This window comes from Microbacterium sp. K24, from assembly GCF_004794465.1.
GTDB lineage: Bacteria > Actinomycetota > Actinomycetes > Actinomycetales > Microbacteriaceae > Microbacterium.
On record NZ_SSDJ01000061.1, the window covers coordinates 61,785 to 76,291 of the forward strand.

Annotated in this window: 16 protein-coding genes, 1 tRNA gene and 1 riboswitch; of the genes, 10 read left to right on the forward strand and 7 right to left on the reverse strand. The window is 68.5% G+C overall.

What is annotated here, in order from left to right:
* The first annotated feature begins 6 nt into the window (after positions 1–6).
* A complete protein-coding gene (locus tag DW306_RS04260) occupies positions 7–633 on the forward strand; it encodes a MarR family transcriptional regulator (protein WP_136054405.1) in 627 nt (208 codons plus the stop codon).
* A 49-nt stretch (positions 634–682) separates the two neighbouring features.
* On the opposite strand, the gene DW306_RS04265 is transcribed toward DW306_RS04260, so the two are convergent.
* The 3 genes from DW306_RS04265 to DW306_RS04275 form a co-directional block, all read right to left on the reverse strand.
* Positions 683–1,027: an Lsr2 family protein gene (locus DW306_RS04265; protein WP_136054406.1), complete on the reverse strand. Its 345-nt coding sequence runs from the start codon at positions 1,025–1,027 to the stop codon at positions 683–685.
* 58 nt (positions 1,028–1,085) lie between these two features.
* Positions 1,086–1,412, reverse strand: coding sequence for a multidrug efflux SMR transporter (locus DW306_RS04270; protein ID WP_136054407.1), 327 nt, complete (start codon positions 1,410–1,412; stop codon positions 1,086–1,088).
* 11 nt (positions 1,413–1,423) lie between these two features.
* Positions 1,424–1,489, reverse strand: a riboswitch (guanidine-III (ykkC-III) riboswitch).
* Positions 1,490–1,550: 61 nt separating this feature from the next.
* Positions 1,551–2,408 (reverse strand): LuxR C-terminal-related transcriptional regulator, encoded by an 858-nt coding sequence (locus tag DW306_RS04275; RefSeq protein ID WP_136054408.1) that lies wholly within the window; start codon positions 2,406–2,408, stop codon positions 1,551–1,553.
* Positions 2,409–2,516: 108 nt separating this feature from the next.
* Between DW306_RS04275 and DW306_RS04280 the strand changes: the two genes are divergently transcribed.
* Positions 2,517–2,864, forward strand: coding sequence for a DUF485 domain-containing protein (locus DW306_RS04280; RefSeq protein WP_136054409.1), 348 nt, complete (start codon positions 2,517–2,519; stop codon positions 2,862–2,864).
* Entirely contained in the window at positions 2,861–4,498 is a 1,638-nt protein-coding gene (locus DW306_RS04285) for a cation acetate symporter (RefSeq protein ID WP_136054410.1), read from the forward strand. Before DW306_RS04280 ends, DW306_RS04285 begins: the two co-directional genes overlap by 4 nt.
* Positions 4,499–4,583: 85 nt before the next feature.
* On the opposite strand, the gene DW306_RS04290 is transcribed toward DW306_RS04285, so the two are convergent.
* Positions 4,584–5,096 (reverse strand): methylated-DNA--[protein]-cysteine S-methyltransferase, encoded by a 513-nt coding sequence (locus tag DW306_RS04290; protein WP_136054411.1) that lies wholly within the window; start codon positions 5,094–5,096, stop codon positions 4,584–4,586.
* Between the two features lie 213 nt (positions 5,097–5,309).
* Here DW306_RS04290 and DW306_RS04295 point away from each other — a divergent pair, with 213 nt between their 5' ends.
* Positions 5,310–8,993 carry an AAA family ATPase gene (locus DW306_RS04295; protein ID WP_240747051.1) on the forward strand — a complete coding sequence of 1,228 codons (3,684 nt, stop codon included), beginning with the start codon at positions 5,310–5,312 and terminating at the stop codon, positions 8,991–8,993.
* Positions 8,986–9,204 carry a hypothetical protein gene (locus DW306_RS04300; protein WP_136054413.1) on the forward strand — a complete coding sequence of 73 codons (219 nt, stop codon included), beginning with the start codon at positions 8,986–8,988 and terminating at the stop codon, positions 9,202–9,204. Before DW306_RS04295 ends, DW306_RS04300 begins: the two co-directional genes overlap by 8 nt.
* Here DW306_RS04300 and mscL read toward each other — a convergent pair.
* Genes mscL through DW306_RS04315 form a run of 3 tightly spaced genes read right to left on the reverse strand, consistent with a single transcriptional unit; the run spans position 9,198 to position 10,532 of the window.
* The gene (gene mscL, locus DW306_RS04305) at positions 9,198–9,623 is read right to left on the reverse strand and encodes a large conductance mechanosensitive channel protein MscL (RefSeq protein WP_136054414.1); all 426 of its coding nucleotides are present in this window, start codon (positions 9,621–9,623) and stop codon (positions 9,198–9,200) included. The two genes, DW306_RS04300 and mscL, sit on opposite strands and share 7 nt — an antisense overlap.
* A gap of 24 nt (positions 9,624–9,647) precedes the next feature.
* The gene (locus tag DW306_RS04310) at positions 9,648–9,920 is read right to left on the reverse strand and encodes an FmdB family zinc ribbon protein (protein ID WP_136054415.1); all 273 of its coding nucleotides are present in this window, start codon (positions 9,918–9,920) and stop codon (positions 9,648–9,650) included.
* A gap of 15 nt (positions 9,921–9,935) precedes the next feature.
* The gene (locus DW306_RS04315) at positions 9,936–10,532 is read right to left on the reverse strand and encodes a 5-formyltetrahydrofolate cyclo-ligase (RefSeq protein ID WP_136054416.1); all 597 of its coding nucleotides are present in this window, start codon (positions 10,530–10,532) and stop codon (positions 9,936–9,938) included.
* A 41-nt stretch (positions 10,533–10,573) separates the two neighbouring features.
* On the opposite strand from DW306_RS04315, the gene galU reads away from it, so the two are divergent.
* From galU to DW306_RS04340, 5 genes are all read left to right on the forward strand, one after another.
* Complete coding sequence (galU, locus tag DW306_RS04320) at positions 10,574–11,461, forward strand: UTP--glucose-1-phosphate uridylyltransferase GalU (protein ID WP_136054417.1); 888 nt, start codon at positions 10,574–10,576, stop codon at positions 11,459–11,461.
* Between the two features lie 45 nt (positions 11,462–11,506).
* Complete coding sequence (locus tag DW306_RS04325; protein WP_136054423.1) at positions 11,507–12,118, forward strand: GNAT family protein; 612 nt, start codon at positions 11,507–11,509, stop codon at positions 12,116–12,118.
* Between the two features lie 90 nt (positions 12,119–12,208).
* Complete coding sequence (locus DW306_RS04330) at positions 12,209–13,054, forward strand: hypothetical protein (protein ID WP_136054418.1); 846 nt, start codon at positions 12,209–12,211, stop codon at positions 13,052–13,054.
* Between the two features lie 51 nt (positions 13,055–13,105).
* Positions 13,106–13,178: transfer RNA gene (locus DW306_RS04335), tRNA-Ala, on the forward strand.
* A gap of 226 nt (positions 13,179–13,404) precedes the next feature.
* Positions 13,405–14,190: a hypothetical protein gene (locus DW306_RS04340; RefSeq protein WP_136054419.1), complete on the forward strand. Its 786-nt coding sequence runs from the start codon at positions 13,405–13,407 to the stop codon at positions 14,188–14,190.
* Positions 14,191–14,507 lie beyond the last annotated feature (317 nt).

Below are 14,507 nucleotides of genomic sequence, written 5' to 3' on the forward strand. Positions count from 1 at the left end.
GATCGCATGGACACGGAGGCCGGCACCACCCCGCGCATCGGCGCGGAGCTGTCCGGCGACTCCACCACCACACCGGACGGACTCCGCCACACCGCGATCTACGACGTCGAATCCAGCGACCCGCGCAGCACCCTGATCGATCGGACGGGGGTTCCCCCCGAGGATCTCCGTCAGATCGCCGCCGTGATGGAGGCGCTGGGAGGATTGCGCGACGCGGAGCAGCGCCTCTCACAGGCGTCGCGCCGCTATATGCGGCTCAACGACACCGACATGCGCGCCCTGCACTACCTCATCGTGTGTGCGAACCGCGAGCTGGTCGCGACGCCGAGCGGCATCGCGCATCACCTCGGGATCTCGACGGCGGCGACGACCAAGCTGCTCGACAGGCTCGAGAACGGCGGCCACATCCATCGGGCGCCGCATCCGACGGATCGTCGAGCCCTCGCGATCACGATCACGCCGGAGACGCGCCATGCGGCGATGGAGACCGTGGGGCGTCAGCAGGCGAAGCGGTTCTACGCGGCGGCGCGCCTGAGTCGGGAGGAGCGGGACGTGGTGATCCGGTTCCTCGCCGACATGACCGATGAGATCACCCTCCGCGACGAAGCCTGGTTGACGAAGACGGCGGAGTGACGCACGTCCGGTGCGTCACTCCGCCGTCTCAGGTCGGTGCTGTCTCAGGTCAGTGCGCGGCGTTGTACGCCTCGACGACCGGGGCCGGGATCCGGCCGCGCTCCGACAGGGTGTAGCCGTTGCTGTTCGCCCACGCGCGGATCGCGGCGACCTCGGGGTTGCGTGCCGGACGCTTGCGCGTGGCCGACGTGCGGGCCGAGCCGGATGATCCGGCGCGGCGCCCTGCCGAGATGTACGGCTCGAATGCCTTGCGCAATTCCTCCACGTGCGCCGCATTCAGGTCGATCTCGTAAGAGGTGCCGTTCAGCGAGAAATGCACGGTCTCGCCCTCGCCGACCTCCAGCACGCTGCCGTCGATATCGTCTACCAGTTGGTGCACAATTCTTCTTGCCATGGGACGCACACTACCGTCGACATTTATCGGAGACAAGAACAAAGGCGAAAGAAGACGACTATTCGTGTCCGGTGTCAATCAGCTTGAGGCCGACAATGCACCCGACCAGTCCCATCAGCAGCAGAATGCGGAGCCAGGATATCTCGGTGTCGCCGGTGACCATGGCCCAGATGACCGTGAGGGAGGCACCGATGCCCACCCACACGGCATAGGCCGTTCCTGTGGCGATATCTCGCATCGCAAATGCGAGACCGAACATCGACAGCGCGAGTCCGACGAAGAAGATGACACTCGGCCAGAGCTTGGTGAGGCCTTCGGACTTGCCGAGCGCAGTGGCCCAGACAGCCTCGAGCACTCCGGAGACGATGAGTACGATCCACGACATGATCGGTCCTTTCGGACCAGTCTTTTCGCTCACCGGGTACTGGTCTGCCTCGTCCGGGGCCGGAGTTCTCCGACCGCTTCCGATGGTAGCCCACGGGGCTGGGCAAGGACTGGGCAGCCGGGATCGACGGGGACGGCGTCAGGGGAGCAGGCCGGCGCGTCGTGCCCGGGTCACGGCGGAATGCCGCGTCGACGCATCCAGCTTCGACATCGCGGTGCCGAGATACGCCTTCACGGTGCCCTCTCGAAGGCCCAGCTGCGCGGCGATCTCGGCGTTCGTGGAGCCGAGGGCGGCGCAGGCGAGCACGTCGGTCTCCCGCGGGGAGAGATGCACCGTGGGCACGGGGCCGGTCGCGACCGGGACGGCGTCGCCGGCGAGAGTGACCAGACGTCGCTCGACCTGGGCGATGCGAGCGCGGAGATCCGCATCGTCGACGTCGGCGGCGATGCTCCGCAGCTCGGCGAAGCTCTCCCGCAGCTCCTCGCGCTGGGGTGCGGGAACGGGATCGGCGCCGCGGGCCGACGCGCGAAGCCGGCGCTCGACCTCGTCGCGGATGCGCAACTCCTCGGCGACCGACTGCGCCACCTGCATCGCCGGAGCCGTGGTCACCCCGCCGATCTGCTCCTCGTCCCACGCGCCGGCATAGAGCACTCCCCGCGGTCGGCCCTGCACCACGATCGGAAGTGCGAGCAGCGTGCGCAAGCCCTCGCCGAGCACGAACACGTCGTAGTCGTGCGTGATCTGCTGCGAAGAGCCGTAGTCGCTCGTCATCCGCGGGCGGAGCTCCATCATCGCCCTGCCGCCGAGACCTCGCTCCGGGCGCACGCGCAATCCGTCGAGCGCCCTGGTGCGGTTGCCGACGATGCTGGTCACGCTGACGACGCCCTCTTCGATGAGACCGCCGAAGGCGACGGGGAAGCGCGTACGCCGGGCGAGCTCGCGCACCGCATGGGCGACGAGTTCGTCTTCGGATTCGGCGGCGACCGGTGAGCTCACGACTACCTACTTTCGGGGGTGACGGCACCGTTCCCCGTTTCGTAGCGTCGACCCTATCACTCGCACGACTCCGTCGTGCGAGCACCGGACATGAGGCAAGGAGGCCCCATGAGCGACCACACCCCCGCGGGTTCGAGCAGTGCGATCGATTACATCGCCATCGAGGAATCACCGAGATTCCGCACTCTGAAACGCACACAGAGATCCTTCATCTTCCCCCTCGCCGCGTTCTTCCTCATCTGGTATTTCGCCTATGTGCTTCTGGCTGCATTTGCGACGGACTTCATGGGGCAGCGTGTGTGGGGCGATATCACCGTCGGCCTTCTCCTCGGGCTCGGACAGTTCGTCACGACCTTCGCCATCACCATGGCGTACGTGTCATTCGCCAACAGGAAGATCGATCCGCTGGCGACGGAGATCCGTGAAGAGCTCGAGAAGGCGCAGGGCCAGGCATGAACATCGTCCCCTTCGCGACCGAGCCCGCCGCGATCGAGAGCAATCCGGTTCTCAACATCTCGATCTTCCTGGGCTTCGTGGCCGTGACGCTCTTCATCGTCATCCGAGCCAGCCGCAACAACAAGACCGCGGCCGACTACTACGCGGCAGGTCGTTCGTTCACCGGTCCGCAGAACGGATTCGCGATCGCCGGCGACTATCTGTCGGCGGCATCCTTCCTCGGCATCTGCGGAGCGATCGCGATCAACGGCTACGACGGATTCCTCTACTCCATCGGGTTCCTGGTGGCGTGGCTCGTCGCGCTGCTGCTGGTCGCGGAGCTGATGCGCAACACCGGCAAGTTCACGATGGCGGACGTGCTGTCGTTCCGGTTGAAGCAGCGCCCGATCCGGATGGCCGCGGCGATCACCACGCTCGCCGTGTGCTTCTTCTACCTTCTCGCTCAGATGGCGGGTGCCGGCGGTCTCGTGTCGCTGCTGCTCGGCATCGACGGCCGGGTCGGACAGTCGATCGTGATCGCCGTGGTCGGTCTGCTGATGATCGTCTACGTCCTGATCGGCGGGATGAAGGGCACGACCTGGGTGCAGATCGTGAAGGCGTTCCTGTTGATCGGCGGCGCGCTCGCGATGACCATCTGGGTGCTCGCGATCAACGGATTCAACCTCAACACGCTCCTCGAGGCCGCGGTGGCGAACTCCGACAAGGGCGATGCGATCCTCGCTCCGGGGCTGCAGTACGGAGCGAACCCCTGGGACTTCCTGTCCCTCGGCATGGCCCTCGTGCTCGGCACCGCGGGTCTCCCGCATGTGCTGATGCGCTTCTACACGGTGCCGACGGCGAAGGAGGCCCGTCGTTCGGTCGTCTGGGCGATCTGGCTGATCGGCGGGTTCTACCTGCTGACGCTCGTGCTCGGGTACGGCGCCGGTGCGCTCGTCGGCGCGGACGTCATCGCGGCGGCTCCGGGCGGAGTGAACTCGGCTGCGCCGCTGCTCGCGCTCGAGCTCGGCGGTCCGGTGCTGCTCGGCTTCATCTCCGCCGTGGCGTTCGCGACGATCCTCGCCGTGGTCGCCGGGCTCACGATCACCGCCGCCGCGTCGTTCGCGCACGACATCTACGCGAACGTGATCCAGAAGGGCAAGAAGGATGCCGCGGGCAAGACCGTCGAGGCGGATCCCAATGCCGAAGTGCGCGTCGCCCGTCGCACGGTGATCGTGATCGGCATCCTGGCGATCATCGGCGGAATCGGCGCGCAGGGGCAGAACATCGCCTTCCTCGTCGCGCTGGCCTTCGCCGTCGCGGCATCCGCCAACCTCCCGACCATCCTGTACTCGCTGTTCTGGCGGCGGTTCTCGACCCGCGGCGCGGTGTGGAGCATGTACGGAGGTCTCGGCTCGGCGATCGTGCTGATCATCCTGTCGCCCGTGTTCTCGGGCACCCCGACATCGATGATCCCGGGGATCGACATCGCGGTCTGGCCGTTGAACAACCCGGGCATCGTGTCGATCCCGCTCGGCTTCCTGCTGGGCTGGCTCGGCACGATCACGAGCAGCCGGAAGGAGTCGCCGGAGCTCGCCGCCGAGATGGAGGTGCGCTCGCTCACCGGCTTCGGGGCGGAGAAGGCGACCGAGCACTGACGCCCGCGAACGGACGCGCAGATTCCGAGCACGTGGACCCGGCGGCCTACTCGCCGGGTCCACGTCGTCTCGGGGGAGGCCGCGGTCAGCGGGACTCGAGGTCCAGGAGGAACCGCTTGCGCTCGGGGTGCGCGCCGTAGTGGCCCGCGGAACCGTCGGAGCGCACGACGCGATGCACGGGCACGATGATCGAGAACGGGGTGAGGCGGCAGGCCGTGCCGACCGCGCGAGCGGCGCCCGGATGACCGGCGAGCACCGCGACCTCGCCGTAGCTCAGCGTCTCTCCCCATTCGATGCTGCAGATCGTCTGCAGTGCGGTGAGGGGGAATCCCTCGACGAGCCTCCAGTCGAGGCGGAGGTGGTCCTCGAAGCGGATCGGCTCGCCCTCGAAATAGGCGGCGAGGAGATGGGCGAGTTCATCGGCCGCTCCCGGGTCGGGCTCGGGGATCTCGTGGAGCTGGCGTGCTGCTCCTTCGAGCAGCCAGGGGACCGAGGGGTCGTCGGATTCGGAGAGGTCGAAGCGCACGATGCCCTCGTCGGAGAACACCGCGAGAGCATCCCCGAACGGGGTCGGTGCGAAGTCGTAGCGGAAGGTCATGTCCCCATACTGACCGGGCACGACGACCTCGAGACTCCGGCAGCACGCGCTCCGTGGAGAATCCTCCGGCATGGTCTGCGTTGCAGGAGCAGTGGCGATCGACCGTCAGGGCTGGAATTCCGGTGAAACCCGCCCGGGATACCGCGGCTCGCGCCTTCGCGCGCCTAGGGTGTCAGTGTGTGGCGACGTGAAGACAGGTCTGCGGATGACGCAGTGGCGGACGCCTCCGTGACCCTCGGCGATCTGCATGACGCCGGCACCGGCGTCGGCATCGCCCACGCCGCGGAAGCCGAGCGCACGCGCCTCCGCGCCGAGGCCGCCGATCTCGGGGGACCGTCGCCCCTCGTCAGCTTCCGCGACGGACCGGAATCCGGCATCGACATCTCGAAGGCGCATCCGGGCAGCCTTCCCCAGTTCATCACCGGGAAATCCACACTCCTGTCGAACCTGTTCCGCGACGAGGTGGGGCTGCGCACCGCCCGGCTCGCAGCGGAGCGGATCACGGCAAAGAACACCGAGCTGCGCACGGTGCGGGGGATCGAAGCCGTGCACCTCGCCGTCGGCGTCGCGCACTGGCGCATCGGCGGCGCCGGATTCGCGGCGCCCGTCCTGCTGCGGCCCCTGGCCATCCGCCGCCACCACTCCGACTTCGAGTTGAAGCTGCAGGGAGCGTTCGAGGTGAACCCCGAGCTCGTGCGCATCGCGCGCGAGCACTTCGGCATCTCGATCGATCCGGCCGCGCTGGCCTCGCTGGCCTACGACGGCGGCATCTTCAAGCCGCAGCCCGTGATCGACAGCCTCCGGGCGACCACGCGATCGATCGACACCTTCTCGGTGGAGCCGCGGCTCGTCGTCTCCACATTCGCCGATGTCGCGGGCGTGATGTCCCGGGACGGCGGCAGTCTCGACCATGTCGTGCTGAACGCGCTGAACGGTCACGTCGACGACCGCGAGCAGGTGTCCGCGCCGCGCGCGGCGCCGCACCACACCACTCCGGACGACCGCGCTCCGGCATCCGACAATCTCCTCCTCGACGCGGATGCCGAGCAGGAAGCGGTTCTCGCGCGCATCGCGGCCGGGCACTCGCTCACGGTGGCCACGCTCCCCGGCACCGGCGGCACGCAGACGGTCATCAACGCCCTCGGCGAACTCGTGCGCAGCGGGAAGCGCGTGCTGGTGGTGTCGGCCCGTCGCTCCACGCTCGACGGCGTACGGCACCGCCTCGCCGGTATCGGGCTCGACGGTCTCGCCATCTCACCGGCCAGTGTGCGCCGCGACCTGGTCCGCGCGATCGGACGCAACGAGAAGGCGACGGCTCCCAAGGTGAGCGAGGTGGATGACGCCCTGGTGCGCCTGCGCACCGTGCTGCGGGACTACCGGCAGGCGCTGTCGACGCCGATCGCGGGGACCGAGGCCTCCGTCCTCGACGCGACCCGCCATCTCACCCGGCTCGCCTCGCTCCCGGTACCGCCGTCGACGACCGCGCGTCTCGGACCGGAGGCCCTCCGCCGCCTGGCTGCGGATCGGACCGAAGCCGCGCAGGCATTGGCGCAGGCCGCGCGTCTCGGCGAGTTCCGCTTCGGACCCGACGATTCGCCCTGGTACGGAGTGACGTTCGCGAGCACCGAGGCCGCCCGCGCCGCGCATGAGCTCGCCGGCCGCCTGCACTCGAGCAGTGTGCCCGCTCTCCTAGAACGCGGATACGAGCTGATCGCGCAGACGCACATGAGGCCGTTCGCCACGATCGACGAGCTCGGCGAGTACCTGCGGCTTCTCGAGGGCATCCGCGACTCGCTCGACCGCTTCAGTCCCACCGTCTTCGAACGCCCGCTCGGCGAGCTGATCCAGGCCCACGGCTCGCGCCGCGACGCCCCGGGGCTGTCGGCGGCCAACCGCCGTCGTCTGCGCCGGCTGGCGAAGGAGTACGTGCGGCCAGGGGTCCACGTGACCGAGATGCACGAGGCGCTGCTGCGCATCCAGTCGCAGCGCACGCAGTGGCAGCGGTGCGTGGAGGCGGGCGTCGCGCCGGAGGTCCCGCTGGGACTCGCCGATGTCGCATCGTCGTGGCAGCGGGTGGAGGCGGAGCTCGCCGAGCTCGACGCGGCGCTCGGCCGACGCGAGCCGCTGGCCACCCTTCCCGTCGCGCGACTGGTCCGCACGCTGGCCGGCCTCGCCGAGAAGTCCGACGTCTTCGACAACCTCGTCGAGCGCGCACAGCTGCGCGACCGGCTCGCCCTGCTGGGTCTGGAGCCGCTGCTCGCCGAGCTCTCCGTGCGTCACGTCTCCGAGGCGCGGGTGGGTGACGAGCTCGAGTTCGCGTGGTGGCAGTCGCTGCTCGAACGGGCACTCCAGGACAACCGTGCTCTCCTCGGCGCCAACACGGCGGTCGTCGATCGCCTCGAACGCGATTTCCGGCTCGTCGATGAGGCTCACGCCGCGATGGCCGGTCCACTGCTGGCATGGCAGCTCGCGAACCAATGGCGGATCGCCATCGTCGACGAGCCGCAGCAGTCGCAGCACCTGCGTCGTGCGCTGACTCAGCCCGCCACGACGACGGCGGAGGTGGTCAGCGCCGCGCCCGCGCTCGTCGATGTCCTCGCCCCGGTCTGGATCTCGTCTCCCTATCTCGTCCCGGAGATCCCGGACTCCGTCGAGTTCGACGCCGTTCTTCTCGTCGATGCGGCGGCGATCAACCTCGCGGAGGCGGCGCCCGCGATCCGCCGCGCCCGCCAGATCGTCGCCTTCGGAGACCCGGTGACGCAGCGTCCGACACCGTTCCACATCGCGGTCGATCCGGTGGAGTCGTGGGAGGCCGAGGTTCCGTTCGACGACATCTCCGTCTTCGAGCGCCTGTCCGAGCTCCTGCCGGTCATGACGCTCACCCGCAGCTATCGCGCCGGCGGGGAAGACCTCGCCGAGCTCATCAACGATGCCTTCTACGGCGGCGAGATCGTCTCACTGCCCTGGGCCGGTTCGTATCTCGGCCGGGGCAGCCTGACAGTCGACTACGTCGAGGGCGGGACCGGTACGCCGGACCCCGTCTCCGGAGCCGTCGAGAGCCCGGATGCCGAGGTCGCCAGGGTCGTCACGCTCGTCGTGGAGCACGCCATCCACCGGCCGTCGGAGTCGCTGATGGTGGTGACGGCGAGCACCCGCCATGCGGAGCGGGTCCGTGCTGCGGTGACATCCGCGTTCGCCGGGCGGTCCGACGTCGCGGACTTCGTCGGGCGCGACACCGCCGAGCCCTTCGCCGTGCTCACCCTGGAGGAGTCGGTCGCCGAGAGCCGGGATCGCGTGATCTTCTCCCTCGGCTTCGGTCTCACCAAGCACGGTCGCGTGCTGAGCGATTTCGGCGACCTCTCTACGCCCGACGGCGAGCGGCTGCTCACGGTGGGCATGACCCGCGCACGCCGGTCGATGGTGATCGTCTCGTCCATCCGCCCCTCGTCGTTCGACGACGGACGCCTCGAGCACGGCGCCGCGACGCTGATGTCGATCCTCGGCGGGCTCGCGGGGCGCAGCCGGGACGCGCGCCTCGAGGACCTCGCCGACCCGCTCACGCTCGCCCTCGCACGGGAGCTGCGGCGTCTCGGCGCCTCGGTCGACGTCGATTACCGCGGACTCCTCCCGCTGGTCGCGCAGCATGACGGCAAGGCCGTCGTGATCGAATCCGACCCGGAGTCCCGGGGCGAGTCGCTGCGCGAGACGTTGCGCCTGCGGCCGCACGTGCTCCGCCGCCTCGGCTGGCATTACGTGCGCGTGCACGCCTTCGATCTCTACAGCGACCCGGCGACGGCGGCCACACGGATCGCCGGCGTGCTCGGCATCTCCGAGTCGGCGCCGCGAGCCGAGAACGACACGCAGCCGATCGATGTCCTCGACGCCGAGAATGACTGAGCAGCCCGACGACGAGTCGAAGCGCCAGCGTGTGGAGCGGGTCTCCGGCGCGCGGAGAGCGCGGCTCACTCCAGTCGAGGGCAGCGATCCCGCGCCGGAGTCCGCGCCCGATGCCGGCGAGGATGCGGCGTCATCCCGGAAGCGCCGGCCGCGCGGACCGAAGGGACCGAACGACGACCGGCTGATCCAGGATGTGCCGCCCCACTACTGAGTGCTGCGCTGGCTCTTCAGCAGATCGCGGATCTCGACGAGCAGCTCGGCCTCGGTGGCTGCGGCCGGTTCGTCTGCGGGCGCCTCTGCGCGCGTGCCCTTGCGGGCTTCGACGTGCGCCTTGAAGGTGTTCATCGGCAGGACGAAGACGAAGTAGACGACCACCGCGACCGCGAGGAAGCTGATGATCGCCGACACGAGTTCGCCGATCGGGAAGGTGACGGTGTCACCGTAGATGCTCGTCAGCTGCGGGCCGAAGGTGCCCGTGGCGTCGGCCTTGAAGAACAGCGAGACCAGCGGGGTGATGATCGTGGAGACCACGGAGTTGACGATGGCCGTGAAGGCGCCGCCGATGACCACGGCGACGGCGAGATCGATCACGTTGCCGCGGAGGATGAAATCCTTGAAGCCTTTGAGCATGGGAACTCCCAACAGGTCGGGACCTCAGGAAGAGGCCGGAGTCGACGCAGCTGCCGGTGCGGCGCTCGTCTTCGACTCCGTCTTCGATGATGCCGAACCCTCGCTCGATCCGCCCGATTTGGCGCGCGAGTCGGTGCGGTAGAACCCCGAGCCGTTGAAGGTGACGCCGATCGAGCCGTACTGCTTGCGCAGCGTGCCTCCGCATTCGGGGCACTCGGTGAGCGCGTCGTCCGAGAAGCTCTGGACGGCGTCGAAACGGTGTCCGCACGACGTGCAGGCATAGGCATAGGTGGGCATGGAGGTCCTTGCGGGTCAGCGTCGCGTGGGCGACAGTTCCAGGGTCTGCGTCGGGGTCACGACGCCGTTCACCGGCTGGTCGTGCACCTCCCGCGGCAGGGAGTCGAGTATCTCGGAATCATAGATCACGGCGTAGACGGGCGGGCACTTCTCCATGGAGCCGATGGTCTTGTCGAAGTAGCCGCGGCCCCAGCCCATCCGCATGCCGGCGCGGTCGACGGCCGCGGCGGGGACGATCATGAGGTCGACGTCGTTGACGGCGATCGGCCCCAGCACCTCGCCGGTCGGCTCCGGGAGTCCGAACAGCCCCTCGGCGATCTCGTCGTCGTCGGTGGCGACCGCCCAGTCCAGCAGGCCGTCTGCGCGCGTGATCGGCAGCAGCACCCGGATGCCGCGGCGCACCGCCCTCGTCACGAAATCGCGGGTGCCCGGTTCGGTGGTGGTGGAGAGGAAGCAGGAGATAGACCGTGCGCCGACCTCGTCGATGAGGAGGTCGAGTCGCTCGCCGATCGCGGATGCCGCGGCGTCGCGCTGCGCAGCGGAGAGGAGCTGACGTCGCTCACGCAGCTCTGCACGCAGGGCGCGCTTCGCGTGTTCGACGTCGTTCGACATGGCTCCGAGTCTACGTCGGTGCCGACCGCTAGGCTGTGAGGATGGGTTCGCACAAGATCAAGGCCGTCATTCCCGCGGCAGGCCTGGGAACGCGATTCCTGCCTGCGACGAAGGCGATGCCGAAGGAGATGCTCCCCGTCGTCGACAAGCCGGCCATCCAGTACGTGGTGGAAGAGGCGGCAGACGCCGGGATCGACGACATCCTCGTCATCATCGGTCGCAACAAGAACGCGATCTCCAACCACTTCGACTCGGTTCCCGAGCTCGAGGTGAAGCTGATGGAGAAGGGCGACGACGGTCGTCTCGCGAGCGTCGTGAAGTCGAGCGATCTCGCCGACATCCACTTCGTGCGTCAGGGAGAGCCCAAGGGACTCGGCCACGCCGTGCTGCGCGCCCGCACCCACGTCGGAGACAGCTCCTTCGCGGTGCTCCTCGGTGATGACCTCATCGACGAGCGCGACCCGCTGCTGACCGAGATGATCGCCGAGCACGAGCGCAGCGGCGCCGCCGTGATCGCGCTGATGGAGGTCGACCCGGCCAGCATCCACATGTACGGCGCAGCCGCCGTCGAGGCGATCGAGGGTTCCGAGAACGTACGCGTGACCGGCCTCGTCGAGAAGCCGGCGCAGGAGGACGCTCCCTCCAACCTCGCCATCATCGGTCGCTACGTGCTGCCGGCATCCGTGTTCGAGATCCTTGAGCGCACCGAGCCCGGCAAGGGCGGCGAGATCCAGCTCACCGACGCGCTGCAGGAGATGGCCGCCGATCCCGACGGCCCCGGGGTCGTCGGCGTCATCTTCCGCGGACGGCGTTACGACACCGGCGACCGTGTGGACTACATCAAGGCGATCGTGCAGCTCGCGTCTGATCGCGACGACCTCGGCCCGGAGCTGCGCCCCTGGCTCAAGGAGTTCGCGGAACGCCTCTAGGCGACTCTGCGGGCGTCGGGACGACTCATGGATCTGGCGACGGGAATGCGACACGGTCCGATCGAGCTCCGGCTCGTGCGCACGAAGGATGCTCGCGCTCTGCAGCACGAGCTGCTCGCGAACAGATCCTGGCTGCAGCCCTGGGAGGCCACTGTTCCATACGGATCGGTGTCTTTCGACATGCGCCTCAGCATCCGGCGGCTGCTGCAGCAGTACCGCGACGGATCGGGCTATCCGTTCGTCATGGAGTACGAGGGCGAGGTCGCCGGACAGCTCAACGTGTGGGGCGTCGCACGCGGATCGCTCTGCTCGGCGACCATCGGGTACTGGGTGAGCGAACGCTTCGCCGGCCGCGGGATCACCCCCACGGCGGTCGCCCTCGCGACGGATGCCTGCTTCACCGAGTACGGCCTGCACCGCATGGAGATCTGCATCCGTCCCGAGAACGCGGCGAGCCTGCGGATCGTGCAGAAGCTCGGCTTCCGCTACGAGGGTCTACGACGGCGCTACATCCACATCGACGGGGACTGGCGCGACCACTACGCGTTCTCGCTGACCCGGGAGGATGTGCCGCAGGGCGTGCTCGCGCGCTGGCTCAACGGCCAGGTGCCGCCGGATGCCGCGACCGTGCCGCCGTCGGATCGCATCGCCCTCTGAGGGCCCGTCGCGGGCGCGTTCGGAAACGGAGTCGCCGCGACACGCGTCGCCTGCCGGGCGCAGCGCCGGTCAGCCCTTACCGTTGACCCTATGGACGGGCCGGTGCTGAGCGGGGGAGTGATCGTTCTCGTCGCCGTGCTCCTGTGGATGCTGTATCTGCTGCCCTCGTGGCGCGGCCGCTTCCAGTACAACGCTGCCGAGCGCAACGCCGTCCGCCTGAACCAGGCACTGCGGGTGCTCGCCGAGACGAGTGAGACTCCCGGTGAGGTGCGTATGGAGCTCAATGCCCGCACGGCTCTCGCGCAGCAGAAGCTCGCCAGACGCGTGCAGTCCGAACGGGAGAACGCCGAGCTCGAGGCGCTGCGTCAGGAACTGGCGGCGACACGTGCCGATCCGCTGGTGCGCCGAGCGCGCGCCCGCCGCCGGGTGCGCGCCACCGCGACGACCGCCCTGCTGCTCGGGTTGGCGGTCGCGGGCCTCGGCGTGTGGCAGATCCTCACCTCGGGCGCGCAGCTCCTGGTCTGGATCGGCGGTGCGACTGTCGCGGTCGCCGGGATCATGCTTCAGAGGATGGCGTCGGTGGCGCAGCGATCCGCTCGTCGCCCGCTGGTCGCCGCGGAGCCCGCCCGAGAGCGTCCTGCTCCTGAGCTGCACGATCAGGGTCGCGCCACGTGGACTCCGCGCCCGCTGCCGGAACCCCTCGTGACGGTCACGGGCTCGCGGGCACAGACCGCACGTGCCGAGATCGAGGCGCAGGAGGAGCGGCGCAAGGCGGCGCGGGTCGCCGCACTGCGCGAGAGGGCCGAGCAGATGGCGCCGCCCGCACCCGTGCAGATGCCGGCCGCGAGCTCGCCCTATGCGCAGATGGGTTTCGTCGACGACGCCGAGATCGAGGCGCATGTCCGCGATCTCCTCTCGCGACGTGCCGCGGGCTGATCCGCGCGATGCGATCGGCTCCCGCGGCGTGATAGCGTAGAAGCCGTTCACGGGCCTATGGCGCAGTTGGTAGCGCGCCTCGTTCGCATCGAGGAGGTCAGGGGTTCGAATCCCCTTAGGTCCACAGAACAGAAAGCCCCCGGCTCGCGCCGGGGGCTTTCGCTTTACCCTGCGGAAGGCCTCACGAACCCGTCACCGGGCATCCGTCCGTGAGGCTCTTGCGCGCGGACGGGTTGCGGAGGATCCTCAGGAGGGCTGGGGGACTGTCGCAAAGGCTGGGGACGCAATGGCTGCGAATCTGAGAAATCTGCTGTTCGGCGAGAGCCGACCCCCGACGACGGGGCCGTGACATGTCCCGCGAGGTCGTGCGGGCGGGTGCGCGCCTGACGAAGAGCTTCGCCGTCTGCGGTGTTCTGCTTCTGACTCTGGCGCTGACCTCCTGCGGGGGCGGGGGCTCCAGTGCGCTTCGCGGTGTTCTCCGCGTCGGTGTGCAGGATGCGAGTTCCAGCCTCAGCGGGTACTTCGACGACATCACCCTGGTCGCTCGGAAGAGCGCCATCGAGGTTCCTGCCGAGCTCGACGGCGCCATGCGTCAGGCGGACGATGCAGTCCGTTCGGGTACCCAGCTCACCGACGAGGAGCAGACGTTGCTCGCTTCCGGGGAACGGTGGGTCTCGTTCTACCAGGAGCTCGACGCCGTTCTCCAGCTCGCGATCGGCTGGGAGCTCAGCATCAACGACGACGCGATCCGCCTGGTCAACGCGCGCATGCTCACCCAGCCCACCCCGGAGTTCCGAGCGGTCGTCGACGCGCTGGAGCAGAAGGTGCTGAAAGGACTGATGTGCCAGGCGGCTCGGGAAGGCCTGGACGACGCCGCAGAAGCGCAGGCGGAGAGCATGACCCCGATGTACGACTCCTTCGGCATGGAACACAGCGACGTCGAGCTGTACATCACCGATGCGATAGCCGGATGGCAGGGCGCTTATGAGGTTCTGGACTCCGCGGGACTCACCACTGCGTCGATCGACCTCCACAACAGCTACGTCGAAGGCGTCATGGACGTCATCGAGTCGCCGGACGGCTCGTTCGCCGCAGCCAACCTCATCTACTTCCGCACGTGCGTGGTCACCAAGTGAGCCGTCTCCGGGCGCCCTGACGCGGAGAACGGCGCGACACGCCCGGCGGTCCGCCTGGATTTGCCCGACCCCCGGGATCCGCGTAAGTTATTACCTGTTCGCCCCAAACGGTTGAGCGGAGGTCCTCGGACCGGCTCCCGTCAAGCATCGAACACCTCCCGAATCCCGAACAACTCTCTGAGTGTCCGAGATGAAGGAACTGCCTCGTGCCCACGAGCAGGTCGCCGGAAGGCGATTTGACACCGGGAACGAGATCAGTAAGATAGAGAAGTTGCCCTGCGGGCCTGGTTGTGATGACTGGGTCGTGGGAGCATCCG

Coding starts and splice junctions, on each gene's coding strand:
- DW306_RS04290 (WP_136054411.1), bottom strand. CDS start 5,096: ATGACCTTCCGCTACGACTTCGCACCGACCCCGTTCGGGGATGCTCTC.
- galU (WP_136054417.1), top strand. CDS start 10,574: ATGGGTTCGCACAAGATCAAGGCCGTCATTCCCGCGGCAGGCCTGGGA.
- DW306_RS04315 (WP_136054416.1), bottom strand. CDS start 10,532: ATGTCGAACGACGTCGAACACGCGAAGCGCGCCCTGCGTGCAGAGCTG.
- mscL (WP_136054414.1), bottom strand. CDS start 9,623: ATGCTCAAAGGCTTCAAGGATTTCATCCTCCGCGGCAACGTGATCGAT.
- DW306_RS04310 (WP_136054415.1), bottom strand. CDS start 9,920: ATGCCCACCTATGCCTATGCCTGCACGTCGTGCGGACACCGTTTCGAC.
- DW306_RS04260 (WP_136054405.1), top strand. CDS start 7: ATGGACACGGAGGCCGGCACCACCCCGCGCATCGGCGCGGAGCTGTCC.
- DW306_RS04265 (WP_136054406.1), bottom strand. CDS start 1,027: ATGGCAAGAAGAATTGTGCACCAACTGGTAGACGATATCGACGGCAGC.
- DW306_RS04300 (WP_136054413.1), top strand. CDS start 8,986: ATGACTGAGCAGCCCGACGACGAGTCGAAGCGCCAGCGTGTGGAGCGG.
- DW306_RS04330 (WP_136054418.1), top strand. CDS start 12,209: ATGGACGGGCCGGTGCTGAGCGGGGGAGTGATCGTTCTCGTCGCCGTG.
- DW306_RS04340 (WP_136054419.1), top strand. CDS start 13,405: ATGTCCCGCGAGGTCGTGCGGGCGGGTGCGCGCCTGACGAAGAGCTTC.
- DW306_RS04325 (WP_136054423.1), top strand. CDS start 11,507: ATGCGACACGGTCCGATCGAGCTCCGGCTCGTGCGCACGAAGGATGCT.
- DW306_RS04270 (WP_136054407.1), bottom strand. CDS start 1,412: ATGTCGTGGATCGTACTCATCGTCTCCGGAGTGCTCGAGGCTGTCTGG.
- DW306_RS04285 (WP_136054410.1), top strand. CDS start 2,861: ATGAACATCGTCCCCTTCGCGACCGAGCCCGCCGCGATCGAGAGCAAT.
- DW306_RS04280 (WP_136054409.1), top strand. CDS start 2,517: ATGAGCGACCACACCCCCGCGGGTTCGAGCAGTGCGATCGATTACATC.